The organism is Flavobacterium sp. CSZ (genome assembly GCF_015350725.1).
Lineage (GTDB): Bacteria > Bacteroidota > Bacteroidia > Flavobacteriales > Flavobacteriaceae > Flavobacterium.
Window position 1 is genome coordinate 49,977 of sequence record NZ_JADKPQ010000021.1, and the last position, 12,928, is coordinate 62,904.

Below are 12,928 nucleotides of genomic sequence, written 5' to 3' on the forward strand. Positions count from 1 at the left end.
TTTGCCACAAAGTCACAAAGATGCAAAGTTAATTTGTGCTAATTCGTGAAATTTGTGTTTGTTTCTTATTTGCTTAATTCTTGTAATGTCTGCAATGCTTTTAATCCCTTTCCTGAGAACAGACTCTCTTTTGCCAATTCAAATCCTTCGAGAGGAGAACACTTTGTAACTGTTGCAATCGCCATTGCAGCATTGGCCAATACTACATTGTTCTGCGCTTCGGTTCCTTTTCCAGAAATGATATTGGTAAACATATCTGCTGATTCTTCGATGGTTTTTCCGCCTTCAATTTCGCTTTGCAATAAAAGACGAACGCCAAAATCTTCCGGTTTTAGCATGCCTTCCATATGTGAGGTTATCGTTTTGGTCGGGCCTGTTAAAGAGATTTCGTCATATCCGTCAAGCGAATGTAAAATGGTGAAATTTATATCAGTATTTTGATATAAATACGCATACATTCTGGCTAGTTCCAGATTGAAAACACCTACCAATTGATTTTGTGGAAATGACGGATTTACCATTGGTCCCAACATATTAAAGAACGTTTTTACCGCTAATTCTTTACGAATAGGCCCAACGTTTTTCATTGCCGGGTGAAATAGGGGAGCGTGCAAAACACAAATTCCAGCTTTGTCAATACATTTTTCTAAAAACGAAGCATCATTGCTGAATTTGATTCCCATTTTTTCCATTACGTTGCTCGAACCTGAAATCGATGAAACGCCGTAATTTCCGTGTTTGGCCACCTTTATTCCCGCTCCGGCGGATATAAATGATGCTAAAGTCGAGATGTTGAAAGTATCTTTTCCGTCACCACCTGTTCCGCATAAATCGATCGTATTATAAGCTGATAAATCAACGCGAACGCACAATTCTAACAAAGCTTCACGAAAGCCCGAAAGTTCATCAATTGTAATGCTTCGCATCATAAATACAGTCAAAAATGCCGAAATCTGGCTCGGATTGTATTGACCGCTTGAAATATTAATCAATACGTTTTTTGCTTCTTCTTTTGAAAGCACTTCGTGACTGATTAATTTGTTTAATATATTTTTCATTTTTCTTTAAGGTTCTGAGTTACTAAGACTCTAAGTTGCTAAGACTGTAAACTGTGACTGAGACTGCCTACTTTTTTAATGTTCATTCCCCTGATAAATCCACATAGGTTCTGTTTTTCCGGCACGTTCAAATCCGTTTTTCTTATAGAAATCAACTGATTTTCCGTCGGCGGTTAGCATTTGCATATGAAAGTGACTGTATTTCTCCTGCATTTTATCCATAATCAATTTTCCAATTCCTTTTCCTTGATAATCAGGAAGTACCAATAAATGTGGATAATAAACGGTTAAATAACCATCGGAAATTGCATTTCCTAATCCCACTAACTTTTTTCCGTCCCAGGCAGTTATTAAAGTTTCAGAATTCAAAAGGCCATTATACAATTCATTGGGCTTACTGGCTGAACTCCATTCATTTGCTTGGTATAAAATCAGTATATCTTCAATGTTGATTTCTTTAGTTGCTGAAATAGTTATTTTCATGAGATTCTAAGTTTTTTTTTCTGAGACTGAATACTGCGACTGAATATTGTAAACTAGCTCTTTATCCAGTTCTCTAAAATTCTTTTTCCGTTTGGCGTCAAAACACTTTCGGGGTGAAACTGCACTCCGCGAACATCAAAAGTTTTGTGTCTTAATGACATAATTTGTCCGTTTTCGTCTATTGAAGTTGCTTCAAGAACATCAGGCAAATTAGCATCAACAACCCATGAATGATAACGCCCAACTTCGAATTTGTTTCCTAAACCTTCAAACAAAATTTCATCTGCAACTACGGTTTTTACATTTGTAGCAACTCCGTGATATACTTTATCAAGGTTAGAAAGCGTTCCTCCAAAAACTTCCCCAATGGCTTGTTGACCTAAACAAACTCCTAAGATGCTTTTTGTTGGAGCATATTTTGCAATTACAGCTTTTAATAAACCTGCTTCATCCGGAATTCCAGGACCCGGAGAAAGTAATATTTTATCGAAAGAAGCGATTTCGTCAATTTCGAATTCATCGTTTCTGTATACGGTAACTTCGCAGTTTAAATCCTCTAAATAGTGCACTAAATTATAAGTGAAACTATCGTAATTGTCTATAACTAATATTTTTTTCATGTCTTTTGTTTTGTTTCAGGTTTTCTTTGTTTCAGGTTTTCTTTGTTTCAAGTTTCAAGTTCTGTGACTGAAAACTGCGACTGAAAACTGATTTTTATTTTTCTCGAACGTATTTTTCAGTAATAATGCGGTCGATTCCTAATTTTTCTACTTTTTCGATTCCTTTCTGAGTCAGTGTGTCATTTTTAATTTTTACTGTAAACTCAAATTTTCCGTTTTCCCATTGTCTGTTATTAAAAAACTCTAAATTCTCTGTATAAATACTATCCTTTAAAGTATATTTTCCACCTCCGCCAAAGAATACTGCCGTACTGTCTTTTCCGTTATTCAAATCATGATTAAAAAAAGCAAAATGGGTGTCATTTATAATTTTAATCATTTTTGTTTTTGGATTGAAAGTAGAAAACGTTGAATCTTTTTCAGTGGTTTCTGCTGATATCAGACGCCAAGTTCCTGTTAACGGAATTGTCGTTGTTTCTTTCTTAGATTCACATGATACTAAAAGAACGAAAGCGATAAAAAAAGGAATTATATTTTTCATAGGTTATGTTTTTGGTTTGTTTTTGTTGTTTCAAGTTTCAGGTTTCACGTTCCAACAGCTTGAAATTTGAAATTAAAAAAACTTGAAACTAATTTTTTCTATATTTTCTCCGCCATTTCAAGGGCCGTATTCAATGCTCTTAATTTATTATAAACTTCCTGCATTTCACTTTCTTCGTCAGAACTGGCAACAATTCCGGCACCCGCCTGACAATGTAATTGATGGTTTTTACTAAGGAAAGTTCGAATCATAATCGCGTGATTAAAGTTGCCTTCAAAATCCATGAAACCTATAGCTCCTCCGTAGAAATTACGATTTGTTTTTTCGTAATCTTCAATCAATTGCATCGCTCTGTGTTTTGGAGCACCGCTTAAAGTTCCTGCCGGGAAAGTATCTGCAACGACTTGCATCGTGGTAGCTTTATCGTGTAAATGTCCTGTAACTTTAGAAACTAAGTGAATTACGTGAGAGAAAAACTGAACTTCTCTATATTTTTCTACGTTTACATTGTGACCATTTCTACTTAAATCATTTCTGGCTAAATCAACCAACATGACATGTTCACTATTTTCTTTTTTATCCTCAGAAAGTTGTTTGGCTAAGACAGCATCGCGTTCGTCATTTCCGGTTCTTTTGAATGTTCCGGCGATGGGGTGAATCTCAGCTTTTCTGTTTTTTACGATAATTTGTGCTTCGGGCGAAGACCCAAATATTTTGAAATCTCCATAATCAAAAAAGAATAAATAAGGAGATGGATTAATACTTCTTAAAGCTCTGTAAACGTTGAATTCATCACCTTTAAAACCTTGAGTAAATCGGCGTGATAATACCAATTGAAAAACATCTCCGCGGAAGCAATGTTTTTTAGCTAAAGCCACATTGTGTTTGAATTCCTCATCAGTTAGGTTAGAGAAACCTTCGCCTTCTTTGGTGAATTTGTAGGATGCAATATTTCTGGATTGAAGTAATTGCTCGATTTCGGCAATATTGTTTTTTCCGTCTACGCTGTGGCAGAAAATATACGCTTCGTTTTTAAAGTGATTGATAGCGATGATGTTTTGATAAACTGCATAAAATACATCAGGAATTAAAGTCGCAGTATCTTTTTTGGCAATCGAAACTTTCTCGAAATAACGAACGGCATCGTAAGAAATGTATCCGAATAATCCATTATTAATGAATTTAAAATCGTTTTTCTCGGATTGAAACTGACTTGAAAATTCCTGAATTACCTGAGGAATATTGGTAGAAGCATCGATTGCAATTTGTTCTGTTGTTCCGTCAGGAAAAGTTTTTGAGATGATTTCGTTTTCGATTTTAATCGTTGCAATCGGGTTGCAGCAGATGTATGAGAAACTGTTGTCATTTCCGTGATAATCACTACTTTCCAGTAATAAACTATTCGGGAATTTATCTCTTATTTTAAAATAAATACTTACCGGCGTAATCGTGTCTGCCAGAATTTGTTTGTAGTGTGTGTTGAGTATAAAAGGTTTCAAAGTATGTTGTTTTTGATTTTTAATATTTTCTTGTTTTAGTTTCGACCAAAAAAAAAGGGCTTGTCGTGATGACAAGCCCTTTATATTTATAGTTTTACAGTACCATAGGAAGCTTCGTTCACGACGTTTGACGTAAATTCTTCCACCACCAAGTATTGTTCATTAATGTTTTCATTTCTTTATTTTGATGTGACAAAGATATAAATGTAATTTGGATTAGAATACATAAAATTTCAAAAAAATCTTTTCTAAATTTTAAAATTTGTTAAATTCTACTGTTTTAAATTACTTTAAAGATCTAATTTCCAATCGCAATTGTATTGTTTTGGTTCATTCTAAAATCCGGATTTCCTTTGATATTAGGCGTTGTAAACAATTCGCTGTTTTTGAGCTTTGTATAATTTATTTCGAAATCAGGATTGCTATAGAATTTTTGAATTGACGGATTTGCACCACCCGCTTCGCTTACAATTCCACCATTACAATTGTTAACGATTAAGTTTTTGAATGTAATTTTAGCTAAATTAAAATCGCCGTTTCCAATATTTCCTTCCAATAAAACAAAGGGAGAAAAACCTGAAATGATACTGTTCGATAAATTAAACAGCGTATTTTCTCTAACGTAAACAGACTCACGTACAAGTCCCTGATTGTTTTCTTCCAAGTTTACAAGAGTAATATTGCTCGCATTTATTTTAGTCAATTTTTTGCTCATATCTGTATTTCCAATTTTGTCATAAGAATCTACCTCGAAACATCTTGAACCTGAAATATCTGATGAAAAAGGATGACGAATAGCAATACTGTTATTGATGTTGATTTGAACCCCTTGTGTAAAATCGAAATCATCATCTGTAGTTCTGTACGAAACAAGATTGTTCATATTTAAATCTCCGCCATAACATTCGAACGAATCATCGTTTGAAAAACTAATCTGGATATTGCTCAAAACTGTTTTTCGGCCCACTCCGGCTAGTGAAAGTCCGTTAAGTTCTTTGGCAGCACTCAGTTTTCTACCGGAATATTCAATTCTTACATATTTTAAAATTCCTGAATTGTCTTCGGCATCCTGACCTCCGTAATGATTTAGCATTGGTTCCAGATCAAAAGGTAGCGTATGTACACCACCTATAGTATTAATAGGCGCTTTTCCCAGTATGATGATTCCTCCCCAATCTCCGGGTTTTCTATCTGCAATTTCTTTATTTGAAGTAAAAACGATAGGATCAGTTTCTAAACCTTCGGCCACAATTTTTGCTCCGTTGGTTATTACAAGAGTTCCGCAAGTTTTGTCGTCTCCTCGAATAACGGTTCCGGGTTCTATCGTTAAAACAGCATTTTTGGTCACGTAAACAACGCCAACTAACTGATATGTATTTCGTTTTAATAATTTGGTGTCTTTGTCGATAGTACCTGCAATAATATTTGTTGCTTCGTTATATTCAGTATTGGCTGGCTTAAAATTGGTCCAGTTACCCATCCAGTTCGAGTTGCCAATAATTCCTTTAGGTTGCTGTTGTGCTTGTAAAAATAAAGTACTTAGAAGAGTAATAATTGCAATATGTATTTTTGCTTTCATAACTATAATTTTGATTCCAGGGTTGTTTTTTTAGTTAGCCCAAAATTAGAAGCCCAATGTTAATCAAAGTATTAGATGTTATTACGAAAGTGTTATGCGAATATTAAGGATGTTATCTTTTTGAAAATAATGTAAAAAGAAACCCCAATGGTTTTGAACCATTGGGGTTTTTCTTATAATAATTAGAATTGTGTGTGAATTTTAAAATATTAGAATTTTAAAGCTACAGTTAATTCGAAATCATCATTGATAGTTTTATCTCCTAAGTTTTCGAAGAAGTTACCAGAGTTGTATTTGATACCGTATTTAGTTCTGTCAACTTTGAATGCAGTAGTTGCAGTGTTTCCTGCTACAGTGATGTCAAAAGTTACTGGTTTAGTAATTCCTTTGATAGTTAAATCAGCAGTTACTGTGTAAACATCAGTAGATTTAGCTCCGATAGTTTTGAAAACTAATTTTGCAGTTGGGAATTTGTCAGTTCCAAAGAAATCGTCAGCTTTTAAGTGGCCATTCAATTTTCCTTGGTATTCTCCAGTTAAATCAGTTGAAGTTAAAGAAGTCATATCAACAGTGAAAGAACCACCAGTTAATTTTTTTCCTTTAAAAACTACAGCTCCGTCTTTAAAGTTTACAGTTCCAGAGTGTTCTCCAGTTACTTTTTTACCTACCCATTTGATAGTAGATGCTTTTACGTCGATTTTTTTAGTTTGAGCATTTACTGAAATACTAGCCGCTGCTACGAATAATGCTATTGCAATTGTTTTTAAATTTTTCATGTTGTTTAAATTGATTTTGGATTAATAATAATTATATAGTGATAAATAATTCCTCGTGAGATTTTCTAACTTTTTTGTAGTGTTGTGTGTCATCTTCGTCATGTCTGTAACCTACAGTAGCGATAACAGATGCGTTTAAGCCTAATTTATCGAAACCTAAGATTTCATTAAATGCAGCAGCATTAAATCCTTCCATTGGTGTTGCATCGATTTTCAATTCAGCAGCAGCAGCCAATAAAGTTCCTAGAGCAATATAAGTTTGTTTTGCTGTCCAGATATTTTTAGCATCCTGAGATAAGTTAGCAATTGTACCTTTCATCATGTCAGCAAATCCAGCCAAAGCATCAGCAGGAACACCTCTTGTTTCGCTAATATTTTTGATGTAAGTATCTACAGATTCTGCTCCGGCATTTAAGTCGTTAGCAAAAATAAAAATTTGAGAAGCGTCAGTAATTTGAGTCTGACCGTAAGCAGCAGCTTTTAATTGCTCTCTAATTTCAGGATTTTCTACAATAACAACTTTATAAGGTTGTAATCCGTATGAAGAAGCAGCTAGTCTAACAGCCTCTTTTAAAGTATTCAAATCTGCCGAAGATATTTTTTTTGTTGCATCAAACTTCTTTGTTGCATATCTCCAGTTTAGATTGTCTAATAATGTGCTCATAATATTAATTTTGTTGGGTTCGGTATTTTTCTAATAATTTATTTAATAATTCTAATTCTTCAGGACTTATATTCTCAGCAAATGCACGCTCGTGTTCATCTACTTTCGGGTCTAATTCTTTCAAAACATCTAATCCCTTTTGGGTGATCAAAACTTCAATTTTACGTCGATTGCCGGGGCAAACATTTCTCGTAACAAAATCCTTTAGTAATAATTTGTCTACCAATCGGGTTGTATTACTTGTTTTGGCCAGCATACGTTCCTGTATTACACACATATTAGCAGGATTTCCTTTTTGTCCTCTTAATATACGTAACACATTATATTGTTCTCCGGATAAATCATACGGTTTTATCAACTCGTTGAAATGATCCTGAATCACGTTTTGCGTGTACATGATATTCAGAATAACTTTTTTCGCATTATCCATCTTAACTGTACTTTTTATAACCTCTTCAATTGTCATAGTCGTAAGTGTATAATTTGTATATACAAATGTATATCTTTTAATAGTTGTATATACAAATGTCGTGTTAAATTTTTGTTAATTCAAAAAAGGCGAAATAACTAGCTACATAAACTCTATATAATTAGTATAAAAATAATATAATTTTTTACTTAAAATACTGTCTGGTAAATATTTAACGATTGTTTAATAACAGTGTTGGTTTTGCTAAAATAGAGCTTTGATAATTATTCAATAGAATCTGTCGGGTTTATCAGGAATCTAAAATTTAAAATCAGAAATTTAAAATTATGAGGGGATGCTGTCGGGCTATCCGCACTGCTTCGGCAGTTTACTTCTATCCCTCATGCGAATCCCGTATGCAAGAAACCCGACAGGTCATAAAGACGTGTCGGGTTTGATAAAAATAATGAGTTCCGGTTTTTAGAATAATGAAACTCCTAATTGCATACGGGTATATTTTTCAGCCGGATTCCACATAATGCCTGCAAAAACAGGAAGTTTATATTGAAATATCGAAATATCCTTAGAAGCTTTAAAGCCTGCATTGACTATGTTGAAATTATGATCTGTATTCGAAGAATATAGATTTGATTTTCCGTCAAGCGAAAATCCTGCACCTATATAAGTATCTAATGTAATTTGATCATTTTTTATCAACGGATATCCTAACTCTACATAAGTGGAATATCTGTTTTTATAATCAAGATCAGGTTGTAATTCCTTATCATTTCCATAAAGAATAATATCAGCTTCAATTCGTAAAGGAAATTCCTGAGAAAAACGATACGAAGTTCTCAAATCGATAAGGTGCGTTGTGGTGTTTTTGTCATAATTAAAAACTTCCGGATGTTCAACATTTGTAGTATTGAACAAATCCCAAAGACCAATTGTCAGCCCTTTATTTTTGTATTGAACGTAATAATCGACCTCAGTATATTTACCATCAAAACTATTACCACCCCAAACTCCAACCGAAAAGTTTCGGTTTTTATCAAAGGTATAATGAAGATCTCCCATAGCGGTCATGCTTGGGCTAATGATTAATCCTCTCCAGAGATGACTGGTTGCAAGAGTAACATTAAAATTTAATCGGCTTGGCTCTTTACTTATCGTGCTTTCAGGCTTTGTTTCCTGAGCATAGCCAGCTAGTCCTATGATTAATACCATAGAAAGAAAAATATTTTTCATGAAATTTTTAGATTAAAAGAAGATGTTGTTAATTAAGCGTGAGGTATAATGCAGCAGCCAACGAAGCTCCAATTATTGGGCCTACGATAGGTATCCAGGCGTATCCCCAGTTGCTAGTTCCTTTTATAGGTAAAATAGCATGCATTATTCTTGGTCCTAAATCCCTTGCAGGGTTTATAGCGTATCCAGTCGTGCCTCCTAATGAAAGACCAATGGCCCATACGACTATAGCAACAGGAAGTGCGCCTATAGTTCCTAGACCAATTGTTGCTTTGGTATCAGCTGCAATTTGTAAGCTGGGTCCTGCAATATAGAATATTGAAAAAATCAAAACGAAAGTTGCAATTGCTTCACTTAACAAATTAGAAAAATTGTTTTTAATGGCTGGTCCTGTAGAAAAACAAGAAAGTTTTGCGCCTTCATCTTCTGTTGCAGCAAAATGGTCTTTATGTGATAACCACACTAAAAAAGCACCTAACATTGCCCCAATCATTTCACCAAGGATATAAGTAGGAACTAAATCCCAGCTAAATTTTCCTATCAGTGCCAATCCAAGAGTAACCACAGGATTTAAATGTGCCCCGCTAGTAGGTCCTGCAATAGTTACACCTACAAAAACGGCAAATGCCCACGCGCTGGTAATTACAATCCAACCTGAACTGTTTCCGTTCGTACCTTTAAGATTGACGTTTGCAACAACGCCATTTCCTAATAAAATCATTACCATTGTACCTAAAATTTCTGCTATAAAGGGAGTCATAATGTATATTTTTTAGTCTTCAATCCATTGAGATGCGCGTCCAACCGCTTTGTTCCAGTTTTTTACCAGATTGTCTACTTTTGGTTTTTCCATTTCTGGAGAAAATACCTTATCTATAGACCATTGCTCTTTCAAGGCATCCAGATTCTCCCAGTAACCTACAGCAAGTCCTGCAAGATAAGCAGCTCCTAAAGCAGTTGTTTCAAGTGTTTTTGGTCTTGTAACTGTTTTTTCAAAAATATCTGATTGAAATTGCATCAATAAATTATTTGTTGCAGCTCCTCCGTCAACTCTTAGTTCTTTTCCTTCATCTCCAAAATCTGCTTCCATAGCTTTTACTAAGTCATTTACCTGATAGGCAATTCCTTCCAAAGTTGCTCTGGCAATATGCGCATTAGTGGTTCCTCTGGTGATGCCAAACATTGCACCTCTCGCATATTGATCCCAGTATGGAGCTCCTAAACCAGTTAAGGCTGGAACAAAATAAACTCCGCCGTTGTCCGGCACGCTTGCTGCCAGAGATTCGATTTCTTCTGATGAGTTAATCATTTTTGCTCCGTCTCGTAACCATTGTACAGCTGCACCGCCAACAAAAACACTTCCTTCTAAAGCATAAGTTGTTTTCCCGTTGATTTTCCAGGCTACTGTAGTCAATAAATTATTTCTGGAAAGAATAGGTTTTTCGCCGGTATTCATTAGCATAAAACAACCTGTTCCGTAAGTATTTTTTACCATCCCAGAACTGGTACACAATTGACCAAAAAGAGCAGCTTGCTGATCTCCGGCAACTCCGGCAATAGGAATTTTTGTTGCAAATAGAGTAGTGCAGGTTTCTCCGTAAATTTCACTGCTTTCTTTTACTTCAGGCAACATCGCTCTTGGAATATCGAATAATTCTAATAGTTCATTATCCCATTCTAAAGTATGAATATTGAATAGTAAAGTTCTGCTGGCATTAGAAACATCGGTCATGAACAACTTACTGCGGGTAAGTTTCCAGATTAGCCACGTATCAACAGTTCCAAAACAAAGCTTTCCTTCTTCTGCTTTTTTACGTGCTCCGGGAACATTATCCAAAATCCATTTTACTTTTGTTCCGGAGAAATAAGCATCCAGAATTAAGCCTGTTTTTTTCTGAATCATATCAGCATGGCCTTGTGCTTTTAGTTCGTCACAAAATTTTGCTGTTCTACGATCTTGCCAAACAATGGCATTATAAATAGGTTCACTTGTTTCCCTGTCCCATACAATAGTAGTTTCACGCTGATTGGTAATTCCAATTGCTGCGACTTCTCTACCTGAGATACCTACTTTTGCAATTACTTCGGCAGCTGTGCTTATTTGCGAAGACCAGATTTCGTTTGGGTCGTGTTCTACCCATCCTGGTTTTGGGAAAATTTGTTGAAATGGTTTTTGAGAAAGGCTTACGATTTCTCCGCCATGATTAAAGAGAATAGCTCTGGAGGAAGTTGTCCCCTGGTCAAGAGCTAAAATTAATTTGTTCTCCATGATTGATAGTATATAATTAAGTTAATAAAGTTCTATTGAGATTCAGATCGTTTTATCGAAATTCTGACAGAAAAAATCCTTTTGAAATATCTTTGAAATTTTCAATTTCCTGAGTTATCCAGGCTTCGTCATGTCCTAATTCTTTAGCTAATAATCTTGCTACTTTTTCCGAAGACTGAACTGCAGCTCTTGCATCTAAGAATAATAAACGAACACGTCTTGCCAGAATATCATCTACAGTTCTGGCCATTTCGTATCGAATAGCCCAGGCTACTTCTGCCATTGTAAATTCATGATCAGGATGTACTTTTTCTTTTAATTCTGGTTCGCTTTGTTGCAATTGGCGTATTTTAGGAATATCAGAACCATAAATATATAAGTGATTTTCTCTGTCTAAAGTTGTGGTAGGCTGATTTCCGTGAATAGCAAGATGCTCTGTATTACATCCTTTTGCCGGAATTTTTCTTGTTTTAATGGCTTTGTCTATAATGTCTTCCGCAATTTTTCTGTAAGTGGTCCATTTTCCACCTGTTATCGTGATTAAACCAGTTTCAGAAACTATGATTTTATGGCTTCTTGATACTTCTTTTGTGCTTTTTCCTTCTTCTTCCGGAGCAGCTAAAGGACGCAGACCTGCAAAAACAGACAGAACGTCGGCTCTGGTTGGTTTTTTTGCTAAAAAGCGTTGTGCTGTTTCCAGTACAAATTCAATTTCGGTTTCTAAGGCAATAGGCTCTAAGCTTTGTTTTTTGATTAAGGTATCTGTTGTTCCTACTACGATTCGGTTATGCCATGGCACAGCAAACAAAACTCTTCCATCACTTGTTTTAGGAATCATTAACGCATGGTCGCCAGGTAAAAATGATTTATCAAACACCAGGTGAATTCCCTGACTTGGAACGATATATTTTTTATAAACAGTATCGTTTAGTTTCATTATCGCATTGGTAAAAACTCCCGTTGCATTTATAATAGCAGATCCTTTTAAATCGTATTTGTCTCCAGTTTCCTGATCCAGCACCTGAACACCGGTCACTTGATTGTTGTCGTCTTTTAATAAGTTGACAACTTTACAGTAATTTATAATACAAGCGCCTTTTTCTGCTGCAGTCTGAGCAATATTTATGGCAAGACGTGAATCATCAAATTGTCCGTCATGATAAATAACACCGCTTGATAAACCTTTTTTTTCTACGTTAGGAAGCATTTCGATTGTTTTTCTTTTCGAAATGTATTTTGAACGGCCTAAACTTAAACGTCCGGCCAGTAAATCATAAATAGTTAAACCTATGGTATAAAAATAACCGCCCCACCAATTGTAATTTGGAATTACAAAAGATTGGTTTTTAACCAGGTGACCGGCATTTTGTGCCATTAAACCTCTTTCTTTAAGAGCTTCTTTTACTAAGTGCACGTCTCCTTGTTCTAAGTAACGTACGCCGCCATGCACTAATTTTGTACTTCTGCTTGATGTTCCTTTGGCGAAATCTACTGCTTCGACCAAAATTGTTTTGTAGCCTCTGCTTGCTGCATCAAGAGCTGTTCCCAGACCGCTTGCTCCGCCTCCTATTACAATTACATCCCACTTTTCAGTGTCTTTTAGTTTCGATAACTGTTCTGAACGTTTCATATAGTGTTTGTTTTTGTTTCTTTTTCTGTTTTTTATTTCTTTAAAGCAAAATTAATGAAACTAAACGAAACTAAAGTAATAGAATAAGGTTTTTTTTGAATTATTTTTTTATCGTACATTTATACCTTCAAAAATCTTAATATTATCAGGCT

At 35.1% G+C, this 12,928-nt stretch carries 13 protein-coding genes; all 13 read right to left on the bottom strand.

Annotation, left to right across the window (positions count from 1 at the left end):
* Nucleotides 1-65: 65 nt before the first annotated feature.
* Nucleotides 66-1,058: an anthranilate phosphoribosyltransferase gene (trpD, locus tag IRZ78_RS20985; protein WP_194618410.1), complete on the bottom strand. Its 993-nt coding sequence runs from the start codon at nucleotides 1,056-1,058 to the stop codon at nucleotides 66-68.
* A 75-nt stretch (nucleotides 1,059-1,133) separates the two neighbouring features.
* Nucleotides 1,134-1,541: a GNAT family N-acetyltransferase gene (locus tag IRZ78_RS20990; RefSeq protein WP_194618412.1), complete on the bottom strand. Its 408-nt coding sequence runs from the start codon at nucleotides 1,539-1,541 to the stop codon at nucleotides 1,134-1,136.
* A gap of 53 nt (nucleotides 1,542-1,594) precedes the next feature.
* Nucleotides 1,595-2,161: an aminodeoxychorismate/anthranilate synthase component II gene (locus tag IRZ78_RS20995; RefSeq protein WP_194618414.1), complete on the bottom strand. Its 567-nt coding sequence runs from the start codon at nucleotides 2,159-2,161 to the stop codon at nucleotides 1,595-1,597.
* A gap of 94 nt (nucleotides 2,162-2,255) precedes the next feature.
* A complete protein-coding gene (locus IRZ78_RS21000) occupies nucleotides 2,256-2,702 on the bottom strand; it encodes a hypothetical protein (protein ID WP_194618416.1) in 447 nt (148 codons plus the stop codon).
* Between the two features lie 98 nt (nucleotides 2,703-2,800).
* Nucleotides 2,801-4,201, bottom strand: coding sequence for an anthranilate synthase component I family protein (locus tag IRZ78_RS21005; RefSeq protein ID WP_194618418.1), 1,401 nt, complete (start codon nucleotides 4,199-4,201; stop codon nucleotides 2,801-2,803).
* 298 nt (nucleotides 4,202-4,499) lie between these two features.
* Nucleotides 4,500-5,780 carry a hypothetical protein gene (locus IRZ78_RS21010; RefSeq protein WP_194618420.1) on the bottom strand — a complete coding sequence of 427 codons (1,281 nt, stop codon included), beginning with the start codon at nucleotides 5,778-5,780 and terminating at the stop codon, nucleotides 4,500-4,502.
* A gap of 209 nt (nucleotides 5,781-5,989) precedes the next feature.
* On the bottom strand, nucleotides 5,990-6,556 hold the full coding sequence (locus tag IRZ78_RS21015; RefSeq protein ID WP_194618422.1) for a YceI family protein: 567 nt from the start codon (nucleotides 6,554-6,556) through the stop codon (nucleotides 5,990-5,992).
* A gap of 31 nt (nucleotides 6,557-6,587) precedes the next feature.
* Complete coding sequence (locus IRZ78_RS21020; RefSeq protein WP_194618424.1) at nucleotides 6,588-7,220, bottom strand: NAD(P)H-dependent oxidoreductase; 633 nt, start codon at nucleotides 7,218-7,220, stop codon at nucleotides 6,588-6,590.
* 4 nt (nucleotides 7,221-7,224) lie between these two features.
* Nucleotides 7,225-7,686: a MarR family transcriptional regulator gene (locus IRZ78_RS21025; RefSeq protein ID WP_068844590.1), complete on the bottom strand. Its 462-nt coding sequence runs from the start codon at nucleotides 7,684-7,686 to the stop codon at nucleotides 7,225-7,227.
* Between the two features lie 423 nt (nucleotides 7,687-8,109).
* Complete coding sequence (locus tag IRZ78_RS21030) at nucleotides 8,110-8,877, bottom strand: hypothetical protein (RefSeq protein WP_194618426.1); 768 nt, start codon at nucleotides 8,875-8,877, stop codon at nucleotides 8,110-8,112.
* A gap of 28 nt (nucleotides 8,878-8,905) precedes the next feature.
* Entirely contained in the window at nucleotides 8,906-9,637 is a 732-nt protein-coding gene (locus IRZ78_RS21035; RefSeq protein WP_194618428.1) for an MIP/aquaporin family protein, read from the bottom strand.
* 12 nt (nucleotides 9,638-9,649) lie between these two features.
* Entirely contained in the window at nucleotides 9,650-11,146 is a 1,497-nt protein-coding gene (gene glpK / locus IRZ78_RS21040; protein ID WP_194618431.1) for a glycerol kinase GlpK, read from the bottom strand.
* Between the two features lie 52 nt (nucleotides 11,147-11,198).
* Nucleotides 11,199-12,776, bottom strand: coding sequence for a glycerol-3-phosphate dehydrogenase/oxidase (locus IRZ78_RS21045; RefSeq protein WP_194618433.1), 1,578 nt, complete (start codon nucleotides 12,774-12,776; stop codon nucleotides 11,199-11,201).
* Nucleotides 12,777-12,928: the final 152 nt, after the last annotated feature.

Coding starts and splice junctions, on each gene's coding strand:
- IRZ78_RS20995 (WP_194618414.1), bottom strand. CDS start 2,161: ATGAAAAAAATATTAGTTATAGACAATTACGATAGTTTCACTTATAAT.
- glpK (WP_194618431.1), bottom strand. CDS start 11,146: ATGGAGAACAAATTAATTTTAGCTCTTGACCAGGGGACAACTTCCTCC.
- IRZ78_RS21025 (WP_068844590.1), bottom strand. CDS start 7,686: ATGACAATTGAAGAGGTTATAAAAAGTACAGTTAAGATGGATAATGCG.
- IRZ78_RS21000 (WP_194618416.1), bottom strand. CDS start 2,702: ATGAAAAATATAATTCCTTTTTTTATCGCTTTCGTTCTTTTAGTATCA.
- IRZ78_RS21015 (WP_194618422.1), bottom strand. CDS start 6,556: ATGAAAAATTTAAAAACAATTGCAATAGCATTATTCGTAGCAGCGGCT.
- IRZ78_RS21010 (WP_194618420.1), bottom strand. CDS start 5,780: ATGAAAGCAAAAATACATATTGCAATTATTACTCTTCTAAGTACTTTA.
- IRZ78_RS20990 (WP_194618412.1), bottom strand. CDS start 1,541: ATGAAAATAACTATTTCAGCAACTAAAGAAATCAACATTGAAGATATA.
- trpD (WP_194618410.1), bottom strand. CDS start 1,058: ATGAAAAATATATTAAACAAATTAATCAGTCACGAAGTGCTTTCAAAA.
- IRZ78_RS21020 (WP_194618424.1), bottom strand. CDS start 7,220: ATGAGCACATTATTAGACAATCTAAACTGGAGATATGCAACAAAGAAG.
- IRZ78_RS21030 (WP_194618426.1), bottom strand. CDS start 8,877: ATGAAAAATATTTTTCTTTCTATGGTATTAATCATAGGACTAGCTGGC.
- IRZ78_RS21045 (WP_194618433.1), bottom strand. CDS start 12,776: ATGAAACGTTCAGAACAGTTATCGAAACTAAAAGACACTGAAAAGTGG.
- IRZ78_RS21035 (WP_194618428.1), bottom strand. CDS start 9,637: ATGACTCCCTTTATAGCAGAAATTTTAGGTACAATGGTAATGATTTTA.